The organism is Magnetococcales bacterium, assembly GCA_015228935.1.
In the GTDB taxonomy this organism is placed as follows: domain Bacteria; phylum Pseudomonadota; class Magnetococcia; order Magnetococcales; family DC0425bin3; genus HA3dbin3.
The window spans coordinates 43,077-69,644 of the sequence record JADGCO010000011.1; the positions used below are offsets into that span (position 1 = coordinate 43,077).

The 26,568-nt window shown below is 55.2% G+C and carries 31 protein-coding genes; 20 read left to right on the top strand and 11 right to left on the bottom strand.

Features of this window, described 5'->3' with window-relative positions; translation table 11 throughout:
- Positions 1 to 289 precede the first annotated feature (289 nt).
- On the top strand, positions 290 to 1,465 hold the full coding sequence (locus tag HQL65_04960) for a toll/interleukin-1 receptor domain-containing protein (protein MBF0135569.1): 1,176 nt from the start codon (positions 290 to 292) through the stop codon (positions 1,463 to 1,465).
- On the top strand, positions 1,462 to 2,049 hold the full coding sequence (locus tag HQL65_04965; GenBank protein MBF0135570.1) for a hypothetical protein: 588 nt from the start codon (positions 1,462 to 1,464) through the stop codon (positions 2,047 to 2,049). The genes HQL65_04960 and HQL65_04965 overlap by 4 nt, the downstream gene beginning before the upstream one ends.
- Positions 2,050 to 2,158: 109 nt before the next feature.
- On the opposite strand, the gene csrA is transcribed toward HQL65_04965, so the two are convergent.
- From csrA to flgF, 9 genes are all read right to left on the bottom strand, one after another.
- Positions 2,159 to 2,392: a carbon storage regulator CsrA gene (gene csrA / locus HQL65_04970; protein MBF0135571.1), complete on the bottom strand. Its 234-nt coding sequence runs from the start codon at positions 2,390 to 2,392 to the stop codon at positions 2,159 to 2,161.
- A gap of 121 nt (positions 2,393 to 2,513) precedes the next feature.
- On the bottom strand, positions 2,514 to 3,005 hold the full coding sequence (flgN, locus tag HQL65_04975; GenBank protein ID MBF0135572.1) for a flagellar export chaperone FlgN: 492 nt from the start codon (positions 3,003 to 3,005) through the stop codon (positions 2,514 to 2,516).
- A gap of 14 nt (positions 3,006 to 3,019) precedes the next feature.
- Complete coding sequence (flgM, locus tag HQL65_04980; protein ID MBF0135573.1) at positions 3,020 to 3,325, bottom strand: flagellar biosynthesis anti-sigma factor FlgM; 306 nt, start codon at positions 3,323 to 3,325, stop codon at positions 3,020 to 3,022.
- A gap of 55 nt (positions 3,326 to 3,380) precedes the next feature.
- Complete coding sequence (locus HQL65_04985; GenBank protein MBF0135574.1) at positions 3,381 to 3,767, bottom strand: rod-binding protein; 387 nt, start codon at positions 3,765 to 3,767, stop codon at positions 3,381 to 3,383.
- On the bottom strand, positions 3,764 to 4,873 hold the full coding sequence (locus HQL65_04990) for a flagellar basal body P-ring protein FlgI (GenBank protein MBF0135575.1): 1,110 nt from the start codon (positions 4,871 to 4,873) through the stop codon (positions 3,764 to 3,766). The genes HQL65_04985 and HQL65_04990 overlap by 4 nt, the downstream gene beginning before the upstream one ends.
- Before the next feature lie 169 nt (positions 4,874 to 5,042).
- Complete coding sequence (locus HQL65_04995; protein MBF0135576.1) at positions 5,043 to 5,744, bottom strand: flagellar basal body L-ring protein FlgH; 702 nt, start codon at positions 5,742 to 5,744, stop codon at positions 5,043 to 5,045.
- A gap of 124 nt (positions 5,745 to 5,868) precedes the next feature.
- Positions 5,869 to 6,612: a flagellar basal body P-ring formation protein FlgA gene (gene flgA / locus HQL65_05000; protein ID MBF0135577.1), complete on the bottom strand. Its 744-nt coding sequence runs from the start codon at positions 6,610 to 6,612 to the stop codon at positions 5,869 to 5,871.
- Between the two features lie 42 nt (positions 6,613 to 6,654).
- Positions 6,655 to 7,464 (bottom strand): flagellar basal-body rod protein FlgG, encoded by an 810-nt coding sequence (gene flgG / locus HQL65_05005; protein MBF0135578.1) that lies wholly within the window; start codon positions 7,462 to 7,464, stop codon positions 6,655 to 6,657.
- Between the two features lie 35 nt (positions 7,465 to 7,499).
- Positions 7,500 to 8,312, bottom strand: coding sequence for a flagellar basal-body rod protein FlgF (gene flgF, locus HQL65_05010; protein MBF0135579.1), 813 nt, complete (start codon positions 8,310 to 8,312; stop codon positions 7,500 to 7,502).
- A 190-nt stretch (positions 8,313 to 8,502) separates the two neighbouring features.
- Between flgF and mazG the strand changes: the two genes are divergently transcribed.
- The 18 genes from mazG to HQL65_05100 all read left to right on the top strand — a co-directional run bounded on the left by mazG (position 8,503) and on the right by HQL65_05100 (position 25,164).
- Positions 8,503 to 9,342, top strand: coding sequence for a nucleoside triphosphate pyrophosphohydrolase (mazG, locus tag HQL65_05015; protein MBF0135580.1), 840 nt, complete (start codon positions 8,503 to 8,505; stop codon positions 9,340 to 9,342).
- Between the two features lie 32 nt (positions 9,343 to 9,374).
- Positions 9,375 to 9,575, top strand: a complete 201-nt coding sequence (locus tag HQL65_05020) for a hypothetical protein (protein MBF0135581.1) — start codon at positions 9,375 to 9,377, stop codon at positions 9,573 to 9,575.
- A gap of 131 nt (positions 9,576 to 9,706) precedes the next feature.
- Positions 9,707 to 9,967: a hypothetical protein gene (locus HQL65_05025; GenBank protein MBF0135582.1), complete on the top strand. Its 261-nt coding sequence runs from the start codon at positions 9,707 to 9,709 to the stop codon at positions 9,965 to 9,967.
- Positions 9,964 to 10,218 carry a type II toxin-antitoxin system RelE/ParE family toxin gene (locus tag HQL65_05030; GenBank protein ID MBF0135583.1) on the top strand — a complete coding sequence of 85 codons (255 nt, stop codon included), beginning with the start codon at positions 9,964 to 9,966 and terminating at the stop codon, positions 10,216 to 10,218. The genes HQL65_05025 and HQL65_05030 overlap by 4 nt, the downstream gene beginning before the upstream one ends.
- A 648-nt stretch (positions 10,219 to 10,866) precedes the next feature.
- A complete protein-coding gene (locus tag HQL65_05035) occupies positions 10,867 to 11,721 on the top strand; it encodes an ATP-dependent DNA helicase RecG (protein ID MBF0135584.1) in 855 nt (284 codons plus the stop codon).
- Positions 11,722 to 11,867: 146 nt separating this feature from the next.
- On the top strand, positions 11,868 to 12,539 hold the full coding sequence (locus HQL65_05040) for an XTP/dITP diphosphatase (GenBank protein ID MBF0135585.1): 672 nt from the start codon (positions 11,868 to 11,870) through the stop codon (positions 12,537 to 12,539).
- Between the two features lie 26 nt (positions 12,540 to 12,565).
- The gene (sat, locus tag HQL65_05045; protein MBF0135586.1) at positions 12,566 to 13,783 is read left to right on the top strand and encodes a sulfate adenylyltransferase; all 1,218 of its coding nucleotides are present in this window, start codon (positions 12,566 to 12,568) and stop codon (positions 13,781 to 13,783) included.
- 47 nt (positions 13,784 to 13,830) lie between these two features.
- The gene (gene aprB / locus HQL65_05050) at positions 13,831 to 14,259 is read left to right on the top strand and encodes an adenylyl-sulfate reductase subunit beta (GenBank protein MBF0135587.1); all 429 of its coding nucleotides are present in this window, start codon (positions 13,831 to 13,833) and stop codon (positions 14,257 to 14,259) included.
- A gap of 51 nt (positions 14,260 to 14,310) precedes the next feature.
- Positions 14,311 to 16,227, top strand: coding sequence for an adenylyl-sulfate reductase subunit alpha (locus tag HQL65_05055; GenBank protein MBF0135588.1), 1,917 nt, complete (start codon positions 14,311 to 14,313; stop codon positions 16,225 to 16,227).
- Positions 16,228 to 16,374: 147 nt separating this feature from the next.
- Positions 16,375 to 17,289 carry a YkgJ family cysteine cluster protein gene (locus tag HQL65_05060; GenBank protein MBF0135589.1) on the top strand — a complete coding sequence of 305 codons (915 nt, stop codon included), beginning with the start codon at positions 16,375 to 16,377 and terminating at the stop codon, positions 17,287 to 17,289.
- Between the two features lie 69 nt (positions 17,290 to 17,358).
- Positions 17,359 to 17,796, top strand: coding sequence for an NUDIX hydrolase (locus HQL65_05065; GenBank protein MBF0135590.1), 438 nt, complete (start codon positions 17,359 to 17,361; stop codon positions 17,794 to 17,796).
- A 361-nt stretch (positions 17,797 to 18,157) separates the two neighbouring features.
- Positions 18,158 to 18,742, top strand: coding sequence for a DUF302 domain-containing protein (locus HQL65_05070; GenBank protein ID MBF0135591.1), 585 nt, complete (start codon positions 18,158 to 18,160; stop codon positions 18,740 to 18,742).
- Positions 18,743 to 18,899: 157 nt separating this feature from the next.
- Entirely contained in the window at positions 18,900 to 19,430 is a 531-nt protein-coding gene (locus HQL65_05075; protein MBF0135592.1) for a c-type cytochrome, read from the top strand.
- A 24-nt stretch (positions 19,431 to 19,454) separates the two neighbouring features.
- Positions 19,455 to 20,735: an FCSD flavin-binding domain-containing protein gene (locus HQL65_05080; GenBank protein MBF0135593.1), complete on the top strand. Its 1,281-nt coding sequence runs from the start codon at positions 19,455 to 19,457 to the stop codon at positions 20,733 to 20,735.
- Between the two features lie 200 nt (positions 20,736 to 20,935).
- Positions 20,936 to 21,406, top strand: coding sequence for a twin-arginine translocation signal domain-containing protein (locus HQL65_05085; GenBank protein MBF0135594.1), 471 nt, complete (start codon positions 20,936 to 20,938; stop codon positions 21,404 to 21,406).
- A 47-nt stretch (positions 21,407 to 21,453) separates the two neighbouring features.
- Positions 21,454 to 21,789, top strand: a complete 336-nt coding sequence (soxZ, locus tag HQL65_05090; GenBank protein MBF0135595.1) for a thiosulfate oxidation carrier complex protein SoxZ — start codon at positions 21,454 to 21,456, stop codon at positions 21,787 to 21,789.
- Between the two features lie 122 nt (positions 21,790 to 21,911).
- On the top strand, positions 21,912 to 22,790 hold the full coding sequence (locus HQL65_05095) for a hypothetical protein (protein ID MBF0135596.1): 879 nt from the start codon (positions 21,912 to 21,914) through the stop codon (positions 22,788 to 22,790).
- Between the two features lie 46 nt (positions 22,791 to 22,836).
- Positions 22,837 to 25,164: an SEL1-like repeat protein gene (locus tag HQL65_05100; GenBank protein ID MBF0135597.1), complete on the top strand. Its 2,328-nt coding sequence runs from the start codon at positions 22,837 to 22,839 to the stop codon at positions 25,162 to 25,164.
- A gap of 54 nt (positions 25,165 to 25,218) precedes the next feature.
- Here HQL65_05100 and HQL65_05105 read toward each other — a convergent pair whose 3' ends face one another.
- Complete coding sequence (locus HQL65_05105; GenBank protein ID MBF0135598.1) at positions 25,219 to 25,998, bottom strand: DUF4351 domain-containing protein; 780 nt, start codon at positions 25,996 to 25,998, stop codon at positions 25,219 to 25,221.
- 122 nt (positions 25,999 to 26,120) lie between these two features.
- On the bottom strand, positions 26,121 to 26,534 hold the full coding sequence (locus HQL65_05110; GenBank protein ID MBF0135599.1) for a MarR family transcriptional regulator: 414 nt from the start codon (positions 26,532 to 26,534) through the stop codon (positions 26,121 to 26,123).
- Between the last annotated feature and the right edge of the window lie 34 nt (positions 26,535 to 26,568).

Here is a 26,568-nt window from a genome sequence, read left to right on the forward strand (position 1 = left end):
ACTAACAACAACAAACTTAGTGAAATCGATAATTTTAAAAGATGCATCTGCAAACATAAATTTTCTTATCCGGTAGCTGTGTTTCCGAAAAGAACAAATTTAAGAATGACACCGCAAGCAAGCGTTTTTACTATTCACGCCTGCTGGCCAAGGATTTGGACCAGCGCATGGAATGCAACTTTTATCGGGGACAAGTCAATGCTCGGGCGCAACGTCTGGCACAATTGGAAGCCTGCATGCAGGCGGCCTGGGACACCCTCCACACAACCCGTTCTGCCATTGAGGCTCCATGATGAACAAGGGATATCGCATTTTATTCCTCGGTGCCAACAAACCGGAGAGCCAGGCGCTTTGGCAGCTCCTGGCCCAACAGGTTCAAGAGTTGGGAATCAATCCAGACGAATGGCTCCAACGCTGGCATACGGAAGATTACAAGAAAGCCCGCGCCCAGGGAGAAATTCCCCTTCCTTTGGCAGTCATCTATTGGGGAAACCAAACCCAAACCGATCTGGATACACTCCAGCATATTGCCGGACAGGGGATACCACTCTTTCCCATCGTCAGCAAAAATGATAAAGATACCATTAAAGAAGAACTTCCTGTCGTGTGCCAGGATTTTCAATGCACCTTTCAGGATCAGCCGGATTGGCGGGCGCGTCTGGCCAACAGTATCCTGGAATCCCTCTCCCTGCTGCGTGACCGGCGCCGGGTCTTTATCAGTTACAAGCGGGACGAGGCATCCGCCGTAGCCCATCAACTTTTCGACGCCTTGAACGGCGTCGGCTACCGACCCTTTCTCGATACCGCCGAGATCACCCCTGGCAAGGCTTTCCAACCACTCCTCATGCAGCAACTGGTGGATTCCGACCTGTTGATCCTGTTGGATTCTCCCGGCATCTCCCAGAGCGATTGGGTCAAAAAAGAGTTGGACCAGGCCGAGGACCAGAGCATTGACATCCTGTACATGATATGGCCGAATAAAATAACGGCTTCACCAGAAAGGAAAATCAGGGAATCTCTTGCTCTTGGAACACAGGATTTTGTCGGCGATACAACCAAAAATGTTCAGTTGCATCCCGGCACCTTGGCTCGCATTCTCACACAGGTAGAAAAAATGCGCGCCCGAACCGTAGGTCGCCGCATGGTCTCTTTGCAAAACCATTGTCGTGACGCAGCCGCCGCAAGCGGTTTGACCGCCCTGTTTCAACCCGATGGATTGATGTTGCAAAAAAATGGCGCTCCCCGCGCATGGCTGCGTGTGATCGTCGGCATTCCCGGCAGTCGGGATTTTCATGCGTTGCACCAATCCCTGCCCAAATTGCCTGTCAAAATGACGGCCATGTATTATAATGGATCCGGAATTGATTCTGATTGGAAAGCACATTTGCAATGGCTCAATCAGGAATTACCGGATTATTCCCTGGATGAAAATACGCTGCCTGACTGGTTGGGATGTGTGCCATGAAACAGGCGATTTTTCTCTCTGCCAGTATTCCCGACCCCCAGCGCAAACCTGAATACGCCGATTGCGATCCCATGGCCTTTCGCGATGCAATCATTGCCTTGGCTACGGAAACCGCCCGTCGTCACATTCCCCTGGTCTTTGGCGGTCATCCCTCCATCACCGCCTTGCTGGCCCGCTGGGCAGAACGCAAGGGGCAGGTCAACCACGTCGAGCTGTACCAGTCACGTTACTTTGAAAAGGAGTTCCCCCCGGAAGTGCGTACTTTCCCCAGACTGCACCTTGTGGACCGGGTTGCAGGAGACCTTCAGGCCAACCTGACCCACTTTCGTCAGGTCATGCTCCAGGAAAACCCCATCGCGCTGGGGGTATTCATGGGTGGCATGGATGGTCTGCAAGAAGAACTGGATCTCCTGCGCCAGCATTACCCCGAGGCCGTGACCATGCCCCTGATGCATCTTGGCGGACAAACCCGCGATATTTTTTCCCTGGATACCTTGCATCCACTTGTGCAAGAGGCCAACGCCGCCTATTTTTCTCCAAGTGGACGTTTTGCGCATGTTCTCAATAAAATATGGGAAAAATAAGCACGATACTGCTGAATTCAGTTTGCATCATAAAGGTTCGTATCACAAAGCAAACAACACAATCCAGGTCGAAACCGGTTCGCCTGGATTGCGTTGAGTTTTATCGGGATCATTTTTGGGAAAGAATGCGTGACGCCTGTTCCAGGACCTCATCGGACATTTTACGATTGGCTTTGCGGGTTTCGCGTTTGATCTTGTCGTAGATTTCTTCGCGATGCACCTCGACACTGCGCGGGGCGTCGATGCCGATCCGCACCTGATTGCCCTTGATGCCCAGGAGGGTGATTTTGATTTCGTCGCCAATGTTGAGACTTTCTCCGACTCTCCGTGTCAAGATAAGCATTTCCCATACTCCCAACGTGTCTGTGTCTGGAGGTTCCGGCCACGCCAATCAGGTGGACCAGGAAACCGGTATGAATCCATGTGCGGGCCCCTGTTTTGACACGGGTTCCCGTATTTTTTCATCAAAGTTGCTTGGAAAATCGACTGTGAAAACTTTCTGTTGTTTGCCGGCCACCGATGCGATTGTAGAAGATTGCCCGGTTCCCCTCCCCCATGGCCTTCAAGATGGCTTCCATGGCATTCAACACCCCCTTGAAGGCGGCCTGGTTTTCCTTGTTGGTTTGATCGGCCAGCAGAATGGCCGCCCGCAAACGATCCCGCAACGGCAACAGACCGGTTCTGCTTCCCAGTTCACGATCCAGGGTGGTCAAATCGAGACCTTCCGGAGTGATTCCCAGGGATTGGGCCAGGACCCTGATGATCTCCTGGCGCTGCTCGTCCATCTCCCGAATTGAAGCCAACACCGTGCCAATCTCTTCGGAAAGTGCATAAATTTTATCTGCTTCACGCTTGCGGATCAGATCCCGCTCGGTGTGCAGCATCTCCTGCAACTTGTCAAATTGCAGGACGAGGGACTCCAATACGTCACGCAGTGGCGTCACGTCGGCTTTCATGACCAACCTCCGTGTCAAAAGGATCGGTTACGTTCCTTCAACACCTGTCTCAGGATCCGGTCCGCCACTTCCAGGCTGGAAACACTGTAGCGTCCGGCATTCAAGGCTTCCTTGATGGGTTCCACCAGTTCGGCGCGAATTTCCGGGGCCTGATTGATGGCCTCACCTGCCAGACTGCTCAGGCGGGCATCCTCGGAAAACTCCACACCATCCTGCCGGGAAGTTCCCACCGAGGAACTTCGACCCCGTCCCTTTCCTTTTGCGACACGGCTGCCGGAAATCCTTTCCAGCTTGGCTGTGTTCAACCCTTTGATCTTCATTTGGAGAAGCTCCCTCTCCCTTCTTCCTGCCACTCCGGATGCAGCAGGCTACCGGTTATTTTGCCAATTTTGTCTTGGCGGCATCGTAAGCGTTGGCACCTGATTTCATCTGTTCAACCTGACCGGAGATCGATGGTTTTTTCCCTTTATCTTCCGTGAGTTTTTGATAAAGGACCTCTTTCAATCCCAATCCATTGGCACGACGGCTGATCCGGTCGGCATATTCAGAATCCAGCATTTCCCGGAAAATCTTCTCTCCGTTCCCTTTTTTTATCAAGGCGTTTTCGCCTTCGTCGGGAATGGTTTGCCGCATGGCACCGAGCATTTGCCGGACAAAGATGGCCTCGAAATCGGCGACGGCCTCCTTGAGACGTTTTCTCTCCCCGGCGGGCAACGAACTGGTATAGGCATTATCGGGAAGCTGTACGGGTATGCTGCTCATAAAATCTCCAGATCCGCTTGCAGGGCACCGGCGGCCTTGATGGCCTGCAAGATGGCGATAAGATCCCGGGGCGTCACCCCAACCCCATTCAAGCCCTTGACCAGATCTCCCAGGGTCACGCCCTGTTCCATTTCCACCAGGCGGGCTTCCTGCTCTTTGACATTGACATTGGTTTGCGGCGTGACCACGGTTTTTCCGTCGCTCATGGGAGCGGGCTGGCTGACCTTGGGATTTTCCGTGACCCGGATGCTCAGGCTGCCATGCGACAGAGCCACGGTGGAGACCCGCACATTGTCGCCCATGACAATGGTTCCTGTCCGTTCATTGACCACGATGCGGGCGGCCTGATCCGGTTCCACTTGCAGGTTTTCCAGTCGGGAGACAAACTCCACCACCCGTTTGGCATAGGTGGGAGGAATCTTGACATCCACGGTGCCGGAGTCGCGGGCCTGGGCCAGGGGATCGCCCATCTGGGCATTGATGGCGCTCACCACCCGGTTGGCGGTCGTAAAGTCAGGATTGCGCAAGCCCAATTGCAGGGCACTTTCGCCGTTCAACCTGAAATCGACTTCGCGTTCGATGATGGCCCCACCCGCAATACGGGCCACGGTCGGGTGATTTTTTTGGACATTCTGTCCGCCACCCTGGGCTGCAAAGCCGCCCACCGATACCGCTCCCTGCGCCACGGCATAGATGCGGCCATCGGCTCCCTTGAGGGGGGTCATCACCAGGGTACCACCTTGCAGGCTTTTGGCGTCACCGAGGGAGGAGAGCGTTACGTCCACCGTGCTTCCCTGCCGAGCAAAGGGCGGCAACGTGGACGTGACAATCACCGCCGCGACGTTTTTGACCTTGACCCCCTGCTCGATATTGATGCCCATCCGCTCCAGCATCATGCGCATGGACTGGGTGGTGAACGAGGTACTGGAGTCCCCGGTGCCATTGAGACCGACCACGAGGCCAAAACCGGTCAGCGGGTTGTCGCGCACCCCTTCGATATTGACCACATCCTTGAGACGGGCCGCATCGGCATCCTGAACGGCGAGTGGCAACACCAGGGCCATGCCCGCCAGCCAAATGGCCAAAGCTCTCTTCTCTCTCTGCATCACTGCATTCCCTGCCATGTCCATCATCACTGCATTCCTTGCCAGAGGTACAAAAGTTCCGTGTCAGACCTCTTCACATCGAAAGATACCGGCATCAGGTTGACAAGAGGTTCGACGCAAACATCAGGCCAGAAAAAGGTTTGCGGTTGCTGCAACAAACATCTCCGCTTCAAAAGATGCGCACATTGGTGAGAAAGCGCTGAAACCAACTCGGCTGCTGCTGGTCATCGATGTCGCCATCACCGGAAAATTCAATCCGGGCATCGGCAATCTGGTTGGAACGGATGGAGTTGTTGCCACTGATATCTTCCGGACGAATGATGCCGGAGAGAATGATAAACTGGTTTTCGTTATTGACCGTGATATCGCGCCGCCCTTCGACGCGCAGGTTGCCATTGGGCAGGACCTCGGTCACCACACAGGACATGGTGGCGCTCAGGTTGCCGCTGCGGGTGGTACTGCCTTCGCCGGTATGGTCATGATTGCTCTTGATTTTGGCGGCATCGGTAAACTTGCTCAGGCCCCCTTTTTGTATGGCCGCAGTCAGGCCGAAAAGCCCGCCCAGATCAACTTCGTCTTCCCCTTTGCGTTTCAGTTCGGTCTTGGCATTTTTCTTGGCGGTGGCATTTTCGGTGATCATCACGGTGACCAGATCGCCGACATTGCGCGCCTTGTTGTCCAAAAACAGGGTGTTGCGGTCGGAGCTTTGCCAGATGGAGCCTTTTTTGGGATCCATCACTTCCGGGGGAATCGGCTTGACGTAGGCGGTTGGCGTGGGGGGACGTTGGGCTGCCCGGGTCATGCCGCCGCAACCACTGCCGAGGAGTGCTGTCGCCATCAAAAACACCGGCATGATTCGCTTGATACGCATACCATTTCTCCGTTCCACGACCAACTGTCACCTGTCTCGGGTCAACCCCGCTTGACGACCAACCCTCACATCTCTCAGATCAACCCTGCTTGACGACCAACCAACCGTCACCCACTGCGAAACTTCATGGGGACATGACTTCCACATGACCCGGACCCGTCACCCTGGCCAGAAAGCGCCGGCGACTGTTGGGATTCTGGATTTCGATGGCCTCACCGATCCGACCCTTGGCCATGGCCACACCGGACGTCTCAATATTCAGGCCACCCTGGTTCAGATGGACCTGGACCCGGTCGCCTCGATCCACGGCCATGGGAAATTCAAACCAGTTCATCTGCAAAGGGACACCGGCTGGCAGGGCACGTTTCGCCATCATTCCGGCCACCTTGTCCATCTGTTCCGCACCAAAGATGCCAAACACGGGCCGCGTGAGGGTCAACTCTTTTGTTTCCAGATCCTCTTTTCGCACCACTTCGCCGCGCTGCAACGGGCGTTGCAAGACCAGGATCGGTTTTTCCTGGTGAATGACGACCTGGGTACGCACCTGACCTTTCGGGACGCCATTTTCCAAGACGGTGACGGCAAGTTCCCGGCGACCCGGTTCCAGCCCCGACTGGGGCAGATCCACCTGCACGGAGAGGGAGGAGTCCGCTGGAGTGGGTTTTTCCTCATCAATTTCCAGACCCGTGCGACAATAGACCCGGCTCGCAACAAACCCTTCCCCGCGCTGGGTCAACTCCGCAGCCAGCTCTTTTTCCACCAGGCTGGTCAGCACCTGACGCTCCACCTGTCTGGCGAGGAGATCCCCGTTCCAGAACAGACTCAGCGCCATCAGCAGAGTCCCCCCTATGTGGGCAGGTTTGAACATGTTGCGTTTCCTGTGCCGATCTTCATGATTTATGGGGTGTCATTACCGTTTCAGGTTGGAGACCAGACTCAGCATGTCATCGGCGGTCCGGATCCCCTTGGAGTTGATTTCGTAGGCACGTTGGGTGGAGATCATGTCCACCATTTCCGTCACCATGCTGACGTTCGAGTTTTCCTTGTAGTGTTGTTTGACCGAACCCATCCCCTCTTCGCCCGGATTGGCCAGCACCGGGGTTCCGGAGGCTTCACTGGCCTTGAAGAGGTTGTTGCCGACGGCGGTCAAGCCTGCCGGATTCACAAATCGGGCCAACTGGATTTGTCCGACGCCGGCGGTAAATCCGGGGGTACCGTTGTCGGCCAGGCCGATGCTGCCCGAACTTTCGATGGCGACCCCCGTATGCTGGTTCGGGTTGAGGCCGATGGCCCCGCCGACCAGTTGATAGCCGTCGGTGGTCACGATGTTGCCGTTGGTGTCTATGTGGAACGATCCGTCCCGGGTGTAGGCGATATCGCCATTGGGCATCTGCACCTGGAAAAATCCCTGACCGTTGACCATCATTTCCACATTCATGGGATCATCGCTGGTTTGGACCGGGTTGCCCTGGCTGAAATCCTTGCTGACCGCCGAGGCGCGTGTGCCATGACCCAGTTGGATCCCGACCGGCAATTTTGTCCCGGCACCGGAGGTTTCGCTGCCGGCGGCGCGCATGTTCTGGTAGAGCAGGTCCTGAAACTCGGTACGGGAATGTTTGAAGCCGGTGGTATTGACGTTGGCCAGATTGTTGGCGATCACGTCAATGTTGAGCTGTTGCGCCTGCATGCCTGTCGCTGATGTCCAAAGTGCGCGTATCATGTTCTGCTTCTCCTGGGGAAAACCCTGACGTTACCTTACCGCAATCTGCCAATCTGGACATTGGCTTGTTCATCCAGGGAATCCATGGTTTGAATCATTTTCATGTAGCTTTCGAAGGCCCGGTGCGAATCGATCATCTGGGTCATTTCCCGGATTGATTCGGTGTTGGAGCCTTCCAGAAAGCCCTGGTGGAATCCCCCCTCGCCCACTTCTTCGATGGGCGTTTCCTGATCCTGGGGTGCCGAATAGATATTCTTGCCGGCCTTGGTCAGCATGTTGGTGGGAATTTTGACGCGCTCCAACTGGGCGATGGGGCCGTTGGCATCGCTCATGGATCCATCCTTGGCAATATTGATCTGGCCATCGGATTCGATGACAATCGGGGCACCGCCGCTTCCCAATACCTGGAAGCCATCCTTGGTCACCAGTTCCCGGTTGGCGTTGATCACAAAGGAGCCATCCCGGGTATAGCGTCGCCCATTCGGGGTATTCAGCACAAAAAATCCATCGCCTTCGATGGCCACATCAAGGGGATTGCCGGTATCCTTCATGCTCCCCTGGGTCATGTCCGTGGTCGTGTTGATGGCCATGGGGTAGGTCATGCGATAGGCGTTGGCTGCCGGGTTGCTGAACGGAAATGGAATATCTCCGGGACCGCGCAACCCCATGAAGGAGTCCGTGGGCAGGGGAAACTGCTCCGGACCTGGTTTGGTCATGTACGATTCGAACGAGGCCCGGTCGCCTTTGAAACCGGTGGTATTGACGTTGGCGAGGTTATTGGCCAACACTTCCAGCCGCAAACCGATACGACGCGCCCCGTTGACCGCTGCGTAGAGACCACTATCCATCGAGGCATCTCCTGTTGTTGGAATCCTGCCCGGAAACCAAAGCAACCCGCATGCCACCAGGAGAATATTGCCGGTTTTGCTGACATCCTCCCTGTTCTGGAGGCCCCTGCCTCTCTGGTTGCCGTCGAAATGGTGGCAGTTTTTGCCAGGGGGGGAAAATTTGACTCCTGACCTGCAAAGGATTCACGCCATGCCGACCGACCCGACCCCGGATGCTGCCCTGCTCGATTTGATTGCCCTTGTGGCGCGATTGCGGTCTCCGGAGGGGTGCCCCTGGGACCGGGTGCAGACTCTGGCCTCGCTCACCCCGCACACCATCGAGGAGGCTTACGAGGTGGTAGAAGCCATCGAGACCAACCAGCCCGAGCAATTGCGGCAAGAGTTGGGAGATCTGTTGTTTCATGTGATCCTCTACAGTCAGATTGCACAGGAAGAGGGTCACTTCACTTTGACGGATGTCATTCAAGAGGTCACCAAAAAAATGCGGCGGCGGCATCCGCATGTGTTTGGTCCCCAACGTCAGGAGGTGGCTGAACAAGTGGCCCTGGAGGGGGTGGAGCGTTTGCGCCACAACTGGGAGACGATCAAGCGCCAGGAAAAACAGGTCGATTCCGCAACCATCCCGTCGGTGTTCGATGGTCTTCCCAACGCCTTGCCGGCATTGCATCTTGCCTACAAGGTCCAGCAAAAAATGGCCCGGATTGGTTTTGACTGGCCGGAGCCGGCCCCGGTGCTGGCCAAGGTGCATGAGGAACTGGCCGAGCTGGAACAGGCACGCATGGATGCCGACCCTTCTGCCATCGAAGAGGAAATCGGCGATGTTCTCTTCACCCTGGCCAATTACGCCCGCCATCTGAAAATCAATCCGGAAAAAGCCTTGCGGCGTTCCACCTTGAAGTTTCAAAATCGCTTTCGTTATATTGAACAACGCCTGCGTGAAGAAGGATTGTCCGTCCACGATGTCCCTTTGGAGCGTCTGGAGAGCCTCTGGCAGGAGAGCAAGCGGCAGAAGAAAGATCGCGTTGGCTAAACAATACTGGGCTGATTATGGGAGCCGAAAAAATGGTCCGGAGTCGTGAGTATCGGGAAGGATTATTGGAGTCTCTGCAAGAGGTTTCCGAAGCGGCGGAATATCTCAACGCAGCATTGGCAGAGGGTGACCAGCAACTTTTCCTGAATGCCTTGAAAAATGTCGCCGAGGCTCAGAACAATTCAGGCCACCTGAAAAAATTGGCTGACCAGAACCTGGTTCCTTTCATGTGATATGGAGCCTGAACAAAACAACCCAGTCATTTGCAACCTGGACGCACTGCTGCACACCATGGGATCAAGGCTGGCTGTCCAGACGGTCGAACCACAAAGCAACGCAGTAACGAGCATATCTGGAGGCGCAGGTGAGTACATTCGAGTTGTCGCAGGATTTGGAAAAAGAGTTTTTGATCATATCGGAACAAACCGGAAAATCCCTGGATGAGTTGATCACGGATGCCCTGAACAACTACCTGGAGGAGATGGAAGCGCAGCAGGATTTGGCCGATGACACCGAGGATGCCCGTTTGATCCAGGAACGGCTGGAACTTTGGGAAAAACAAGGGTGTCCAGGGATTTCTCTTGAAGAGTATGCTCGAACCCGGTCCCTGGGTCGTAACGAATGAGTTGGCGTGTCATTATTGATTCTTCTGCACAAAAAGAACTCGATGCCCTGGACAAGAAGACAAGGGAGCGTGTAGCCGCAGCCTTGTTTCGTCTGAAAAATAATCCTTTTTCGGCATCCAATGTCAAGGCCTTGGCAGGAGGCGGATATCGGCTACGTGTGGGAAATTATCGAATCCTTTATACCATGAAAAACGAGATTTTATTGATTCTTGTATTCAAGATTGCCCATCGAGGAAAGGTTTATCGCTGATCTGCCAGGGGACCATGTTTCGTCTCTTGAGAATATCAGCGACACATGAATATTTTGTTTTTATTCACTATACCACCCTCAATTTTTTATCAATATTTTTCTCTCCTTTCCGGCACATGAACGGCTTTTTGTTGATAAGAAAATGTTTTATATTGTAAGCAGGAAATAACATCAGCTTGCAACGTTCTTGATTTCAATTAATAAATATATATTCCGTTAAATCATTTCCCCATTTCCGGCAAAAAACTTTCAGCAATATGTCCCCGCCGGCAAGCGAAGGTGCCAAAGGAAGGCACTGGCGGACCAGACCTTGACCGGAAAATACATTGAACCGTTTTCACGTTACCCATCCCAACGGGAAGTGTTGTATCCTCCCGGCAAGGAATTCATCATAGTGTCTGTCCGAGAAGGAAAGGATGGCTTGATCGAGGTAGAGATGAAGGAGAGAAGACATGACCGGGGTAAAAATATACCATCCCAACGAGAAAATCCCTCCGAGTGTCTGGGATCAGATGAAAGCTTCCGGCGAGGTTGATTTCTGATGCCCGGCATCATGAAACCCAGGAGGCATTGGGGGCTGGTTGGCAAAAAAGGGCCATGTGGTAAAATCCACCATCCCTCAACAGAGTATTTCTGGTGGATGCCCCCATGACCCCTGCGGAATTGTTTGAACGTCTGGCCCTGGGTGAAGACAGCCGGCACCAGTTCAAGGCCGATGTCAAAAATGACACATCCCTGGCCGCCGAAATGGCGGATGAGGGTATGGTGCATGCCGATGTCGTTCCCGTGGACGGCACCACGCTGGCTGATTTTGATACCAAATCATTCCAGGCCTATTTCCAGAAACGCTACGAAAAAGAGCTGATGCAGTCAGAACTGCCCCTGTCCCAACTCCTGAACAATCTCAATCTCGCCCAAAACGGCACACTCAATCTGGCCGGTCTGCTCCTGTTCGGCCAGGATCCACAACGCTGGAGACCCCAGTTCATGATCAAGGGCATGACCTACCCAGGCACTGAAATCGACCTGGATACCTATATGGATTGCCAGGATATTTTTGGGGCCTTTCCGGATCTGTTCCGCCAGGCCGTGGCCTTTGTCCTCCGCAATCTGCGCCACATCCAGGATGGCCAGGGGATCAACTCCAAGGGACGCCCGGAAATTCCGCGCCTCGTCCTCGAAGAAATGCTGGTCAATGCCCTGGTCCACCGGGATTATTTCATCGCGGCCCCCATCCGGGTTTTCATCTACTCCGACCGGGTGGAAATCATCAGCCCGGGTCACCTGCCCAACCATCTGCGGATCGAACACATTCAGCACGGCATTACCAACCAGAGCAATCCGGTCCTCGCCTCCCACGCCAGCCACCTGTTGCCCTACCAGGGTATCGGCACCGGCATCACGCGGGCTTTGCGCGCCTACCCGGCCATCACTTTCACGGACGACCGCGATGGCAACCAGTTCAAGGTCTGCATGCAACGGCGCAACACAAACCCCGCCTGACCCTGGCCGGAAAGCGTACTTAACGAACAGGGAACCGTCATGGAGCAACATTTCTTAAGGATAAAAAAAATTTATTAAAAATTCATTTGAACAAAAAATTTTTTGGTATTATGGTGTCTTGACAGGGAGGGTGCCGACAAGGCACCATGTCCCGCAAGTTTAGAAGATGGCTATTTTCTAATATTCAGCCAACGCCCTTGGATCATAAGGATTTGAAAGCCATCCTGGCCACGCGCAACCGGAAAAAGGTCGAAGAGTTTCAGCGGGTGCTGAAAGAAACTTCGTTGACGCTGCTCGACCTGCGAGAATATCCCGATGCACCGGAAGTGGTAGAGGATGGGACGACGTTTACGGAAAACGCCGTCAAGAAGGCGCTTCAGACAGCACGGTTTACCGGCCTGCCCGCACTGGCGGACGACTCGGGACTGGAAGTGGATGCCCTGGGCAAACGACCCGGAGTCCACTCGGCCCGCTACGCAGGACCGGATGCCACGGACCGGCAAAACCTGGAAAAATTGTTGGTGGAGTTGGAAAAATGTCCGGCATCGGCACGCACGGCGCGTTTTGTCTGCGTTCTGGCCATGGCGGACCCATCCGGGCGCACCCGCACCTTTGAAGGACGGGTGGAAGGGCGTATCGCTCCGGCACCACAAGGAGAAAACGGTTTTGGCTACGATCCGGTGTTCATCCCAGAGGGCAGGGAACAAACCTTCGCCCAAATGCCCGCCACCGACAAGGACGCCATGAGCCACCGTGGACGCGCCATCGCCAGCCTGATTGCGGCGCTGCATGATCATAACAGGCCGGTGTTGGCCTGATTCTTTTAGCGGAGGAGGAATATTACATGTCCAGACTGGTACCCCCCCATGGCGGAGGTCCCCTGAAACCGTTGCTGTTGACCGGAGCCGCCCTGGCCGAGGGCAAACGCAAAGCTGAAACCCTGAAACAAGTCCGCATGACATCCCGCGAAACCTGCGACCTGATCATGCTGGGAATCGGAGCCTTCACCCCCCTGGATGGCTTCATGGGGAAAACCGACTGGCAAAGCGTCTGCGACACCACCCGCATGGCCAACGGCCTCTTCTGGCCCATCCCGATCACCCTGTCCGTCAACGAAACCCAGGCTGATGCGCTGAATGTCGGCCAGGAAATCACCCTGGTGGACGACGAATCCAACGAAATCATGGGTCTGATGAAGATCCAGGAAAAATACGCCTACGACAAGCAGCATGAATGCCGCAGCGTGTTCCAAACCGATGACATGGAACACCCGGGTGTGCAAAAAGTGATGAACCAGGGTGCCATCAACTTGGCCGGCCCGGTGCAAGTCCTGTCGGAAGGGGAATTTCCCAAGAAATACCCGAATATCTACAAGACACCGGCTGAAACCCGCGCCATGTTCGACCAGAAAAAATGGAGCCGCGTGGCCGCCTTCCAAACCCGCAACCCCATGCACCGCTCCCATGAATATCTGGCCAAGATTGCCATCGAAACCCTGGATGGCGTCCTGATCCACCAGATCCTGGGCAAACTGAAAGCCGGTGATATCCCGGCTGAAGTCCGCGCCGAAGCCATCGACCTGCTCGTGGAAAAATATTTCGTGGCCGATACCGCCATCCAGGCCGGCTATCCCATGGAAATGCGCTACGCCGGCCCGAAGGAAGCCCTCCTGCACGCCGTCTTCCGGCAGAATTACGGCTGCTCCCACCTGATCGTGGGCCGCGACCACGCCGGCGTGGGCGACTATTACGGCCCCTTCGACGCCCAGTACATCTTCGACCAGGTCTCGGAAGAGGAGCTGCAAACCCGCCCCCTGAAGATCGACTGGACCTTCTACTGCTACAAATGTCACGGCATGGCCTCGATGAAGACCTGCCCGCACGGCAAGGAAGATCGGCAGTTGCTCTCCGGTACCAAGTTGCGCAAGATGCTTTCAGAGGGAGAAACCGTGCCCCCCGAATTCAGCCGCCCCGAGGTGCTGAAAGTGTTGGAACGGTACTACGCCAGCCTGAAAGATGGCGAAAAAGTGGAAGTCAAACTACACCGTGCAGCAACCGGCTAAAGGATCATTCATTCAATCACAATCATTAAATCCGAGGAGGCGATGCAATGCCAAGTTTTGTAAAGATGGAGAAGTGCGACGGCTGCAAAGGCCAGGACAAGACGGCCTGTATGTACATCTGCCCCAACAACCTGATGAAACTGGACAAGGCCCGGATGAAAGCCTTCAACCAGGAACCGGAGCAGTGCTGGGAGTGCTACTCCTGCGTGAAAATCTGCCCCCAACAAGCCATCGAAGTGCGCGCCTACGCCGATATCGTCCCCATGGGCGGCGCGGTCATCCCGATGCGGGGTTCCGACTCCATCATCTGGTCGATCCAGTTCCGCAACGGCAATACCAAAAAATTCAAATTCCCCATCCGGACCACGGCAGAGGGATCCATTGACCCCTACAAGGGCAAACCGGCAGCAGACATGTCCAAACTGGACAAACCCGGATTTTTCAACCTCACCGGACCCCTGCCGACCATCAAGTGATTTCGGTCAGGTACCCTGGGAACGATCATAACGAGAGAGGAGTGAAGCAGGATGGGAACTTTCGGGAATCCGGATATCGTTGAAGTCGATACCGACATTTTGATCATCGGTGGTGGCATGGGCGCCTGCGGGGCCGCCTACGAAATCATGCGCTGGAAACCGGACAATATCCGGGTCCGGCTCGTTGACAAGGCAGCCATGGAACGCTCCGGTGCCGTGGCCATGGGTCTCTCCGCCATCAATACCTACCTGGGCGAAAACAACCCCGCCGACTACGTGAAAATGGTCTCCAATGACCTGATGGGCATCGTGCGCGATGACCTGATCTTCGATGTGGGTCGCCATGTGGACAACTCCGTCGAACTCTTCGAAGAATGGGGCCTGCCCGTTTGGAAACAGCCCGGCGACGAAGAGAAATCCTTGAAAGAAGGTGGCAAGCCAGTCCGCTCCGGCAAATGGCAGATCATGATCAACGGCGAATCCTACAAGACCATCGTCGCCGAAGCCGCCAAAAAAGCCCTGGGCATGGACAACATCCAAGAGCGCGTCTTCATCGTGAAACTGCTCCTGGACTCCAAAATCGAAAACCGCGTCGCCGGTGCCGTCGGCTTCTCCAATCGCGAAGACAAAATCTACGTCTACAGCGCCAATGCCATCCTGCTGGTGGCCGGCGGTGCCGTGAACGTGTTCCGTCCCCGGTCCGTGGGCGAAGGTCTGGGCCGTACCTGGTACCCGGTGTGGAATGCCGGCTCCACCTACGCCATGGCCGCCCAGGTCGGTGCCGAGCTGACCATGATGGAAAACCGGTTCGTCCCCGCCCGCTTCAAGGACGGCTACGGCCCGGTCGGTGCCTGGTTCCTGCTGTTCAAAGCCAAGGCCACCAACGGCAAGGGGGAAAATTACCTCGAAATCAACAAGAAAATGTTGGACGACTATCCCCCCTACGGCAAGTCCCACGTCCCGGCCACCTGCCTGCGCAACCATCTGATGATGAAAGAGCAGAAAGAAGGCCGCGGTCCCATCCTGATGCGGACCGATACCGCCCTCCAAGCCCTGGCCAAATCCTACGAAGAAGAGTTTGGACCCAAGGAAGCCAAGAAGAAAATCAAACACCTGGAAGCCGAAGCCTGGGAAGACTTCCTCGACATGTGTATCGGTCAGGCCGGCGTGTGGGCCGGTGAAAACATCGAACCGGAAATCAAACCCTCCGAACTGATGCCCACCGAACCCTACTTCCTCGGTTCCCACTCCGGCTGCTGCGGCATCTGGGTGAGCGGTCCCGAAGACATCGCCCCCAAAGAGTGGTGCTGGGGCTATCGTTCCATGACCACGGTCAACGGCCTCTTCACGGCTGCGGACGGTGTCGGCGCTTCCGGCCACAAATTCTCCTCCGGCTCCCATGCCGAAGGCCGTATCGCCATCAAGGGTGCCCTGAAGTGGGTCCTCGACCACAAGGATTACAAACCCTCCCTGAGTCGGACACCCAAGGATCTGGCCGAAGAGATCTATGCCCCGGTCCGGACCTTCCTGGCCCACAAGGATTATACCACCGCCGTGGATATCAATCCCAACTACATCACCCCCAAAATGCTTCAGTTCCGCCTGCAAAAAATCATGGATGAATATGTGGCAGGTGTCAGCACCGGCTATGTCACCAACGAAACCATGATGACCATCGCCGTGGACAAAATTCAGGAACTGAAAAAAGACTCCGAAAAAATGTGCGCCCGTGACCTGCATGAACTCATGCGCGCCTGGGAAAACTACCACCGCATCTACGCCGGCGAAGCCCACCTGCGGCACATGCTGTTCCGCAAGGAAACCCGCTACCCCGGCTTCTACTACAACATGGACTACAACTTCGTTGACGAAAAGAACTGGAAGTGCTTCGTCAACTCCAAGATCGATCCCAAAACCGGCGAATGGGTCGCCTTCAAGAAAGAACACAAAGACCTGATTCCCAAGTGATGCCAGACAGACATCTGCCGGGATGGCCATGGCTATCCCGGCGGTGCCTCTGTCAAGATATGGATGGGAAAAGGGGGCCTTCCCCCTTGCCCGTATGCATGCCATGGGCACCAGGTTGGTGCCCTTTTTTTTTGGAAGGATTGCCGCATGTCCGACGAAAGCCAAAAGTCCGCCGAAGAACTGGATCGGGAAAGAGTCCTGGCCCTGGACGAAGATATGCGCGACATGCCCCGGGAAACGCGCAATATCCTGCAACCAGTCAAGTTGTCGGGAAAAGATCACATGCGTTTCCGGTGTCATCCGGAAATTTCCTGTTTCAATGCCTGTTGTCAAAACGTTGAAATCGTCCTGACACCTTATGATCTGTATCGGTTGCGGCGGCGATTGAACCTCTCCGCCGAAACGTTTCTCCATACCTACGCCATCCCCACATCCCTGGCCAAGGGACAGTTGCCCGTGGCCCTGATTCAAATGGACCCCGAAACAGGCCGTTGTCCATTCAACAGACCCGAGGGATGCTCGGTCTATACGGACCGGCCCGTCACCTGCCGCTACTACCCGATCGGCATGGCCCTGATGCGCCGCCAGGAAACGAGCAGTGGTGAAGATTTTTATTTTTTGATCAAGGAAGACTTTTGTCAGGGTCACAAGGAAGAAAAACGCTGGACCATACAGGAGTGGCGGGAAGACCAGGGCAGCGATGGCTATGACGTGCAAAATCGCAGTTGGATGGAGCTGATCATCAAACGGCGGTCGGCAGGCGACATGGTGCAAACCTCGCTGCCGGTCACGGAAATGTTCTACATGGCCAGCACCAACCCGGAAGCCATGCGCCAGTTCATCTTCGACTCCAGCTTTCTGCGCCGCTACCAGGTGGACCCGGAAACAGAAGAAAAAATCCGTACCAACGATCTGGCCCTGACCGATTTTGCCCTCTCCTGGCTTAAAAGCGTCCTGTTTGGTGATTCGTTCATTCCGGTTCGCCCCGAAGTGTTCGAGGAACTCAAACAGCGGCGAACCAGACAAAAGGCAGAGCAACCCACACCAGATGAGGAACCCTGATCCGTGATCATCCGCCCGGAACCAGACACAATGCCGCGCATCCCGCAGCAGAATGAGGAACCCTGATCCATGATCATCCGCCCAGGCGGATTGCTTGTGCATGACGGACGCCTGCTGCTCATGCGCTATGAATACGGCGGCCAGGACCGGTTCAATCTCCCCGGCGGCAAGCCTGACCCGGGCGAGGATTGGCGGCAATGCCTGATCCGCGAGTGGGCTGAAGAGTTGAACCTGACTGTCCAACCCGGAAAATTGATCTTCCTGGTCGAAAGTGAGGGAGGCGGACGCAACGTCCTCCATCCGCTTTTTCAACTCACCGGAACCAATCCCCCCAAGCCAAGATTGAATCCGCACCAAACCTCCGCTCTTGAGGTACTCTGGCTGAACAGCAACACCCTGCGACAAGCCATCCTTTACCCACATATCCCGCATGTGTTGTCTGAATGGCTGGAAGGCAAAAGTGGCAGCGATCCCTACCTGGGACGGATCCTTCAGCCGTGGAGTTAGAGAAATATCGATTAAAAACAATTGGTTAAATTACAATCAATCGAAACGATCCTGCAACCTTGCGGCAGAATTTAATTTGCGTTAAATGAAGATTATAAAGTTATATTTTTTTATTCACGTTGACACTGGCGGATGGATGGATGGATCATTTATCGCGTCTTGGCTGGCATTGATGTTATTTATGGGTAGATATCTGATTGACTGTAGGAAGGATGGCCAGGACGATTGCAGTGGAAAAACAGCCAGTCGGAATGTCCAGATCAAGCAATGTGACGTGGGTGGGATGGGAAGTGCTGTTGAAGTCGTCGGAAGCGGTGCGGCAGTTCAGTAAAAGTCAAAGCGAAAGGAGCGAAAAAAGAAAATGGCTGTCATCAGAAATTTATTGGCGCTTCTGGGTTTGGTGGTATTGATTGCCGGTGGGGTTGGTTACGCGGTCGTGGCACCGGTGCTGGGGGAGTTTGATCCGCAGTTCATGGGGGTGTACGCGCAGTTTGCCGAGAAACTGCTGGCAACCAAGGATCCGGGATCGACGATGGTCTACAGTGTCCCGGTCAAGGAGGGTATTTCCGTCGAGGAAGTCAAAGACTCCTTGCAGAGCCTGGCAGCGGAAAAGAAGTTTCTCTACGTTGGCGAGGCTCCGTTTTACAAACAGGTTCAATCCATGACCGGAAAGCCGTATCGTCACATTACCTTCATGTCGTTCTGTGACTCTGCGGTTGGCAAGATGATGGCGGATTACAACGATGTCTACACCGCCTTCATGCCTTGCCGTATTGCAGTCGTCGAAGACAAAAACAAGCCTGGAAAGTACTGGCTGCATACCATGAGCCTGGACATGATGATTCATGGTGGCAAGGAGTTGCCGCCTGAACTCAAGAAAGAGGCACAACGTATCTGGGAGACCATGCAGTCGATCATGAACGGGGCAGCGAACGGCAAGTTTTAATGGCAGTTCGGGTGTTGTTCACGGATTGGTTCGGCCCAGGGAGCGGGGCATGTATCCTTGTCACTACTGACTGGAGGAAAAGATGCACAGCATGAAAAAACGCACGTTGGTCCTGGCCGCTGCGGTGGTGGTCGGAGGATTATGGAGCGTTCCGGCCATGGCCGGTCCCACGCCGTCGATGTTGAGTAATACCTGTGCCGGATGTCATGGACCAAACGGAGTCGCCCCCGGACCGTCCATACCTACGATTGCCGGAATGCCATACAATTTTTTGAAACTGATGATGACTGAATTCCTGAAGGATGAACGTCCATCGACCATCATGTCCCGGGTTGCCAAAGGCTACAGCGACGCCGACATTGACGTCATCGCCAAGCATTTCTCGGAGTTGAAATGGGGTGTCCAGGGCGGAGCATCGGTGAAAGGCAAGAGTATCGATCCCGCCAAGGCTGAGAAAGGTAAACCCCTCGCCAAAGAGTGTGAAAAATGCCACGAAGAAGGCGGCAAAAAACAGGATGAAGATACCCCCAGAATTGCCGGTCAGTGGTTGGAGTACCTCCTGATCAAGATGGATGACTACAAAACCAACGAGAAGTATCCTCAGCCCAAGAAAATGAAGAGTCAGATGGACAAGCTATCCGTTGAGGATTTGGAAGCGGTCGCACACTACTTCGCCAGCCAGAAATAATTGGGCCACAGGAGGAAACATATCATGTATAATCTGTCACGTCGCAATTTTGTCAAATTGACCGGTGGCCTCGCGGCTGTTGGTTTGACCTCCCCCCTGCTCACCGGTTCCGCCCGGGCTGCCGAAGGCAAAAAGCGTGTGGTCATCATTGGTGGCGGATATGGCGGTGCCATCGCTTCCCGATACATCCGCATGGCAGACCCCAATATTGTTGTCACCCTGATCGAAAAAGAAAAAATTTACTACTCCTGCCCCCTCAGCAATCCGGTCATCATCAAAACCCGTGACCTGAAAGTGCAAAGGTGGACCTACGAAAATCTGGTCAAGAATGGCGTCAACGTGCAGTATGACGAAGTGGTGGAAATCGATCCGGTCAAAAAGTCCGTCACCACAGCCAAAGGCGCTTCGTTCTCCTATGACAAACTGGTGGTTTCCCCCGGGGTGGATTTCAAGTGGGAAGCCATCGAGGGATACAGCGAAAAAGCCAGCGAAAAAATTCCCCATGGCTGGAAAGCCGGTACCCAGACCCTGCTGTTGCAGGAACAGTTGAGTGCCATGACCGATGGCGACCCCTATATCATCGTTGCCCCCCCCATGCCGTTCCGTTGTCCACCCGGACCCTACGAGCGGGCCGGACTGGTGGCTTGGTATCTGAAGCAACACAAACCCAGATCCAAGGTGATCATTCTGGATGCCAAAGACAAATTTGCCAAACAGGGCCTCTTCATCAATGGCTGGAAAGAACTCGGCTACAATGTCGAGTGGGTCCCCGGCAACGAAGGGGGCAAAGTGACCCGTGTCGATGTGGAAGGCATGAAGGTTTTCACGGAAATGCAGGAGTACAAAAGCTCGGCCATCAACATTATCCCGGCGCAGAAAGCCGGAAAAATCGCCCACATGGCTGGACTGGTTGACAAGACGGGTTGGTGTCCAGTCAATCAGAAAACCTACGAGTCCACGATCCACAAAGACATCTATGTGATCGGTGACGCCTGCATCGCCACGGCGGAAATTCCCAAGTCTGGCTATGCTGCCAACAGCCAGGGCAAGATTGCCGCTGCCGCCATCGTGGCTGCCTTCAAGGGCCAGGGTGAACCCGACCCCTCTTACGTCAACACCTGTTACAGCCTGTTGTCACCGGATTACGGCATTTCCGTCGCCGCCATCTGGACTTTCAAAGACGGTCAGGTGACCAAGGTTTCGGGTGGCGTCTCCCCCGAAAAAGCCTCCGCCGCCTTCCGCAAACAGGAAGCCTCCTACGCCGAAAGCTGGTACCAGAGCATCATGGCGGAAATGTTCTCCTGATCTCTGCCACATGCCCATCGAAGAAGCGGGGTTTTGCCCCGCTTCTTTTTTGTGGCAGGGTTGAATATCCTGACACTCCTGGCTGGTTCTCCTTGACGGCAGGGGGTCAGGTCGTTTATCCAAAAGACCATGGGGGCCTGCTGCCAAAAAGTGGGTAACGGGTCATTCTATGGGCTGCTGTGCTTGCCGGAGAGGTTGACATGCAAAAAGCTGAGTTGAAAAATTTGAGCCGACGGGATTTTCTCCTGACGGCGGGTGTGGCAGGATTGTGCGTGGTGGCCATGGCAACCTTGCCGCAAGGGGCAAATGCTGCCGACATACAGGCACTCATTGCCGAACACGCCGGAGCCGGTACCCCGGCCATGGAAAAGGTGGTCCTTGAAGCACCCGAAAAAGCCGAAAGCGGTGCCGCCGTGCAGTTGGGTGTCAAGGTGAACCATCCCATGGAGGCCGGTAACTATATCGAGTCCGTCAGCATCTTCGTCGAAGACAATCCCAAACCTTTTGTCGGAAAATTTGAATTTTTCCCGGAAACCGGTGCCATTGACATGAAAATTCCTGTCAAAATGGCCAAGGGTTCCCAGGTACATGTCATCGCCAAGTCCAACTCGGGCAAATTGTACGGGGTGGTCAAGAAGGTTGATGTGGCCGAAGGTGGTTGTGCGGGCTGATAGCGCGGCAGCGTGCCCTTTTTCCAGCAAAATTTGGAGAGAATACTATGGCAGATACTGGTGGACCCCGCATCGCCGAGGTCAAGGGACCGGTCGCACCTGGAACCATTGTCGAAATCAAGGCCGCCATCCGGCATCCCATGGAGAGCGGTTTGCGCAAGGACAAAGAATCCGGTGAGGTCGTCCCCGCCCATTACGTCGAAAAGGTTGAGGCTGTCTATCTGGATAAACCTGTGGCCCGTGCCACCTGGACCGGTTCCGTGTCGAAAAATCCCATCTTCCGCTTCAATCTTAAAGCCACCAAAACCGGCAAATTGAAAATCACCTGGACAGACAACAAAGGCGGCAGTTGGAGCCAGGAAACCGAAATCAAAGTGCAATAATTTCCCTCGTGTAATCATGCAAAACCGCCCGGAAGCTTCCGGGCGGTTTTTTTTGGTCAGGATGTTGCATGTCCAGTTGGAACCATTTTGGACAATGCCACAATCTTTCCTGAGGAGGCACAGTGTTAGACTGGTTTGAGCGGAGAATGCGCCTGGGTAGTGGTCTGATCGACATCCTTTTCTACGATCTGGTCGCGTTGAGCGACATGGAGTTGCTGCAAGTCGCCGATGCCAAAGAAGGAGAAATTCTGGTCGTATCACCAGGTTTTGGCATGGGAGAAATTCCCGTCTATCCGACAGTGGATACTTTTCTGGAGGCTTGCAGCGGTGACAAGGCGGTTGATACCGTGGTCATCGCCGGGGTGGGCAGCAGCGCCGCCGGGACAGCAGCCTTTGCCAAAAACGTGGCCAATGTCCTGGATCGACGGGTGGCTGGAATCGTCTCCAGCCTCGGTTGGCGGGACGTTTTTTCCCAGGGACTCAAGGGGTTGACTGCGGAAGGATTTTCCGAACGCATCAATGCCACGTTACAGTTTTGGACCGGTTTGTTGCGTGAGGTCACCAGTGATGTTTTCTGGGGACAGATGGTGCGGTTTCGACTCAAGGGGAGTTATGTGGAAGGGATTCCGGAGTCGGAAATTTTGCTCCAGATATTGCGCCGCAACCAGAAGCAGATGCGCACCCTGGTGGGACACAGCAAGGGGAGTCTCAGTATTGCCAATGCCTTGTTTGGTTTGCGCGGGGAAAACGCCATCGAAAATACCCGCCTCAATGTGGTCACCTTCGGGTGCGGGGTCAACGTCCCCAACCAGTATACCAATATTTTCCAGTATATCGGCACCTGGGACATGCTGGGCATCACCAACACGACGGCCAAGGGCGAGTTGTGGCGGGGGCTTAACTGGGTGTGGTTCAAGGGGCACGACACCAACAGTCTCAACCAGTTCCATCTGCCGGTCGTGGATATTCTCAAGGAACTGAAGCCGCGCCTGATCGAATGAGGATCTGAGTTTGGGGAACCAATTTCTGCATCAGGAAGGGAAGAGCGTGAAATCGCCCCCGGGAGCAAGGCGGGGTGTGCTGGCTGTGCTGGCCGTGTTGTTGGCGGGTGGTATGGCGGCTGCCGATGACACTGTCCTTTGGCAATATCCCGAGAGCCTGCATTGGGACCCTTGGGCCACCGATGCACAGGTGGTCACCCTGCCCGGGTACAAGCCCTTCCCCAATCCCTTTGCCGGACTCAGTCACTCCCGGGAAGATGCCGAGCAGATGGCAAAATTCCGCGACGCCGCCGACAAGGGGGATGCCGATGGCCAGTATGGGGTCGGATACATGTATTTTCGTGGCCTCGGAGCGGGTCAGGATGATGCAGAGGCCTTGAAATGGTTTCGGTTGGCGGCAAAGCAGGGGCATATGCGCGCCCACAGTGCCATTGGGTTCATGTATGCCCAGGGTCGGGGGGTGGAAAAGAGTGCGCGTGAGGCGGTCCGCTGGTATCGATCTGCCGCTCAACGGGGTGAGGCTGAGGGACAGATTGGCCTGGGAAACATGTATTTCCAAGGTCAGGGGATAGCACGCGACGATCAACAGGCTGCGCAGTGGTTTCGCAAGGCTGCGGAGCAGGGTTCCAACCATGGCGCGACCAATCTGGGCTTGATGTATCTTTGGGGCCGTGGTGTTCCACAGGATGACCGGTTGGCGGTGCAGTGGTTGCGACAGGCTGCCGACCTGGGGGATGAACGGGCGCAACGCAATCTGGGCACCTTGTATGCCACCGGGCGGGGGGTTGCCCGTGATTTGAAGGCCGCGCAATACTGGACCCAAAAGGCCGAGGCCCAGGCACGAGAGCGGGAAAAAAACGAACCTCCCCGGGAGAGACCCCCGGTCCATCTGGTGTATGCCGGAGATGCGGTGATCCTGCCGGAGACGCCCAAACCGGGGGTTGGGGGTGGTTCGGTTGCTTTTGCCGGAGCGAACGCGCCCTACTCTGGTTTCGGTCCGGGAAGAGGCGGGAACAGCGTTGCGGTTGATGACACGGCGGGCGGACTCCCCAAAAATGTGGCGCGTCTGTTTCAGATGGCCGAGGCGGGGCATTTGGCGGCGCAGATGGATCTTGCCCAGCGCCATGCCCGGGGTTTGGGGGTGCCGCGCAATGATCTGGAGGCGGCGCGTTGGTTGCAGATGGCGGCGATGCAGGGCGACCCCAAGGCACAGTTCGGCATGGGGACGCTTTATACGCAGGGTCGGGGTGTTGATCGCAACGACCAGGAGGCGGCCCGTTGGTATCGCAAGGCAGCGGTACAGGGATTGCCGGAGGCGCAATACAGTCTGGGATTGGGTTATGCCCAGGGGCGTGGGATGGAGCCGGAACCTGCCGAGGCAATCCGGTGGTTTCGGCATGCTGCCGAGCAAAAATATCCCGAGGCTGAATTTGCCTTGGGGTGGTTGTATGCCGAGGGGCGGAACGTCCCCCAAAACCCGGTGGAAGCTTTTGCCTGGCTCAGCCTGGCCGCCGAACATGGTCATGCAAGAGCGGTAGCGGCCCGGGAGCAACTGGCCAAAACCCTGACTCCGGCGCAAGTGGCTGCCGGCCAACTGCGAATCCAGGAACAGAAGGGTCTTCTTGGTGAGGCAACACTTGCCGAGGGAACCCCGGTAGCGCCGGCGGTTGCTCCCCTTTCTCCGGCGGCATCGGGACCTGTGCATCAGGCCCCCTCCTCCCCTGCGGCTGCGGCGCTTGCTCCTGGTGAGACCCGTTTGGATGATCATCCGTTGCCGATTGGGCACCCGGATGCCCCCCGGGGTGAATTGGTGAAAAAGCCTCCACCTGTCAAAACAAAACCCTCTTCCCGGGTTGCAACCGGATCCAAGGAATCAGCACCAGCCAAGGCCAGGAAACCGGCTCCGGCTTCCGTGTCTCCGGAAGAGTCGGCTCCGGTCACTCCAGACGAGCAGGTGTCAGATTCACACTCTCACCAAAAGTCGGCTCCGGCGGCAGGCAAAACACAACCGGCCCCTCTGAAAAAGCCCGCTCCAGTTCCGGATTCTCAGCAGGAACCGGTCCCGGCTGAGAAAGAAAAGGCCGCTCCGGTTGCCGAGGCTCACAAGGGGTCGGCTGCAACTCCGGACGCGCACAAGGATCCGGCTCCGGCGACCCAGGAAAAGCCGGCCCAGGCTCCAGACGCTCACAAGCAACCCACTCCGGCGACCAGGGAAAAACCGGCAGGAGCCGCCGCTGGCAAGTCTGCCCCGGTTCCCTTCATTCCGAAGGAGGCTGCCCTGGCTCCCGCCAAGTCTCCCTCGGCTGCTCCCGCACCCAAAACGTCAACCACGACCAAAAAGGCCTCACCCGAGCCTGCCCCTCATAGCGAATAGAGCCAGCCGCGACAAAAAACCGCAGCCATGACGCCTCTGTCATGTCTGGATTGATTATCCCGGACCGGAAAAGACCTCCTCTATCGACTGGGCATCCAGAATTTTATCACTCCATTTTTCGATGGATTTTTTTTCTGCGGATTTGACCTTTTCTTCGATCTGTTTGGGGAGTTTCCCAAAGCGACGCCGCAACTGACGGAGCAGAATGGCGGCTCCACCTTCCTGGCGGCCTTTGAGTTTACCACGTTTTTCACTTTCCTTTTCTGCCTTTCTGAATATGGGGCGCAGGACATCATTTTCCATGACGTTGAAGACAAGTGCCATTTCTTCAGCCTCCTCGATGATGGCGGTTTCCAATTTGCGCAATCTGGACAGGACAAGCAGCCTGGTCAGGGCATCGGCTCTCGATTTTGTTGGCAGTTCGCTGATACGATACAGGATTTCACGAATGGTTTCCTGTTTATTTTCCATGTGGCAAAGGATGGCCAGGATATTTTCTCCCAGAGAGGGGCTGGCCAGCATCAACCGGCAGTCGATTGAGCGGATATCGATGACTTCGTACTGGAAAAATAAATTCTTCTCCCTGATGACGGCCTGGGGATTCCAGGCCTTGCTTCCAATATACAAGACCTTCTGAATCAATATTTTATCTTTGTAACGTTGGCGTATCAACGCATAGTACGTCAACATGCGCCAATCCATATCCTCGGAGGCACCTTGCAGTTCCAGATGAAAAATTGAATCGTCTTGCAACAGGAACAGCAGATCCGGGATTCTTTTCTGGGTGGAGGCAAACTCCACGGGGAGTATCTGGACAGCCTGCTGCCCGACCATGGTTTGTATCAAATTTTGCGGAGGGGACCCGAAGATATCCTTTATGGTTGTGTCGTACTGGGATCTGCTTTTCCCTGATTTTTTCATGATCGGATCACGTCCTGGTTGATCGGAAGCCAGGTTCAAGTCTGGTGAGCGTGGGAGACCCACTTGTTTGCATGCGTATTGAATATGCCGTCGAAAACCAATTGATCAAACGTCAATTCAGGGACCTTGCTTCTCCCCGCACGATTTTTCATTCGGACCAGTCCGTATCGTTCCAGGGTTTTCAGGGTTCTTGACAGATTGGACTCTTTGCGTTGCGATTGGATGGCCAATTCCTTGATGGAAGCCGGGGATGAGGTGGCAATCAAATTGAGAAGGGATTGATTTTTGGCATTCAGAACCTGGGCCAGAGACTCAAGCGAGGAAAACCAGATTTTTGGCGCTTCTTCATTGGGAACAAATTCACCCCGGGCGATGGCCAGCACCATGGCTTTTTGATCTTCGTAAGAGGCAATGCCGATCTTCAGGATTCGCACATCGCTGACATTCATTTCAATACTTCCCTTCCATTTCCCAATCATCCAT

What these genes read in the sequence shown, in the direction of transcription:
- HQL65_04960 (MBF0135569.1), top strand. Translation starts at nt 290, where the DNA reads ATGATGAACAAGGGATATCGCATTTTATTCCTCGGTGCCAACAAACCG.
- HQL65_04965 (MBF0135570.1), top strand. Translation starts at nt 1,462, where the DNA reads ATGAAACAGGCGATTTTTCTCTCTGCCAGTATTCCCGACCCCCAGCGC.
- csrA (MBF0135571.1), bottom strand. Translation starts at nt 2,392, where the DNA reads ATGCTTATCTTGACACGGAGAGTCGGAGAAAGTCTCAACATTGGCGAC.
- flgN (MBF0135572.1), bottom strand. Translation starts at nt 3,005, where the DNA reads ATGAAAGCCGACGTGACGCCACTGCGTGACGTATTGGAGTCCCTCGTC.
- flgM (MBF0135573.1), bottom strand. Translation starts at nt 3,325, where the DNA reads ATGAAGATCAAAGGGTTGAACACAGCCAAGCTGGAAAGGATTTCCGGC.
- HQL65_04985 (MBF0135574.1), bottom strand. Translation starts at nt 3,767, where the DNA reads ATGAGCAGCATACCCGTACAGCTTCCCGATAATGCCTATACCAGTTCG.
- HQL65_04990 (MBF0135575.1), bottom strand. Translation starts at nt 4,873, where the DNA reads ATGCAGAGAGAGAAGAGAGCTTTGGCCATTTGGCTGGCGGGCATGGCC.
- HQL65_04995 (MBF0135576.1), bottom strand. Translation starts at nt 5,744, where the DNA reads ATGCGTATCAAGCGAATCATGCCGGTGTTTTTGATGGCGACAGCACTC.
- flgA (MBF0135577.1), bottom strand. Translation starts at nt 6,612, where the DNA reads ATGTTCAAACCTGCCCACATAGGGGGGACTCTGCTGATGGCGCTGAGT.
- flgG (MBF0135578.1), bottom strand. Translation starts at nt 7,464, where the DNA reads ATGATACGCGCACTTTGGACATCAGCGACAGGCATGCAGGCGCAACAG.
- flgF (MBF0135579.1), bottom strand. Translation starts at nt 8,312, where the DNA reads ATGGATAGTGGTCTCTACGCAGCGGTCAACGGGGCGCGTCGTATCGGT.
- mazG (MBF0135580.1), top strand. Translation starts at nt 8,503, where the DNA reads ATGCCGACCGACCCGACCCCGGATGCTGCCCTGCTCGATTTGATTGCC.
- HQL65_05020 (MBF0135581.1), top strand. Translation starts at nt 9,375, where the DNA reads ATGGTCCGGAGTCGTGAGTATCGGGAAGGATTATTGGAGTCTCTGCAA.
- HQL65_05030 (MBF0135583.1), top strand. Translation starts at nt 9,964, where the DNA reads ATGAGTTGGCGTGTCATTATTGATTCTTCTGCACAAAAAGAACTCGAT.
- HQL65_05035 (MBF0135584.1), top strand. Translation starts at nt 10,867, where the DNA reads ATGACCCCTGCGGAATTGTTTGAACGTCTGGCCCTGGGTGAAGACAGC.
- HQL65_05040 (MBF0135585.1), top strand. Translation starts at nt 11,868, where the DNA reads ATGTCCCGCAAGTTTAGAAGATGGCTATTTTCTAATATTCAGCCAACG.
- sat (MBF0135586.1), top strand. Translation starts at nt 12,566, where the DNA reads ATGTCCAGACTGGTACCCCCCCATGGCGGAGGTCCCCTGAAACCGTTG.
- aprB (MBF0135587.1), top strand. Translation starts at nt 13,831, where the DNA reads ATGCCAAGTTTTGTAAAGATGGAGAAGTGCGACGGCTGCAAAGGCCAG.
- HQL65_05055 (MBF0135588.1), top strand. Translation starts at nt 14,311, where the DNA reads ATGGGAACTTTCGGGAATCCGGATATCGTTGAAGTCGATACCGACATT.
- HQL65_05060 (MBF0135589.1), top strand. Translation starts at nt 16,375, where the DNA reads ATGTCCGACGAAAGCCAAAAGTCCGCCGAAGAACTGGATCGGGAAAGA.
- HQL65_05065 (MBF0135590.1), top strand. Translation starts at nt 17,359, where the DNA reads ATGATCATCCGCCCAGGCGGATTGCTTGTGCATGACGGACGCCTGCTG.
- HQL65_05070 (MBF0135591.1), top strand. Translation starts at nt 18,158, where the DNA reads ATGGCTGTCATCAGAAATTTATTGGCGCTTCTGGGTTTGGTGGTATTG.
- HQL65_05075 (MBF0135592.1), top strand. Translation starts at nt 18,900, where the DNA reads ATGGCCGGTCCCACGCCGTCGATGTTGAGTAATACCTGTGCCGGATGT.
- HQL65_05080 (MBF0135593.1), top strand. Translation starts at nt 19,455, where the DNA reads ATGTATAATCTGTCACGTCGCAATTTTGTCAAATTGACCGGTGGCCTC.
- HQL65_05085 (MBF0135594.1), top strand. Translation starts at nt 20,936, where the DNA reads ATGCAAAAAGCTGAGTTGAAAAATTTGAGCCGACGGGATTTTCTCCTG.
- soxZ (MBF0135595.1), top strand. Translation starts at nt 21,454, where the DNA reads ATGGCAGATACTGGTGGACCCCGCATCGCCGAGGTCAAGGGACCGGTC.
- HQL65_05105 (MBF0135598.1), bottom strand. Translation starts at nt 25,998, where the DNA reads ATGGTCGGGCAGCAGGCTGTCCAGATACTCCCCGTGGAGTTTGCCTCC.
- HQL65_05110 (MBF0135599.1), bottom strand. Translation starts at nt 26,534, where the DNA reads ATGAATGTCAGCGATGTGCGAATCCTGAAGATCGGCATTGCCTCTTAC.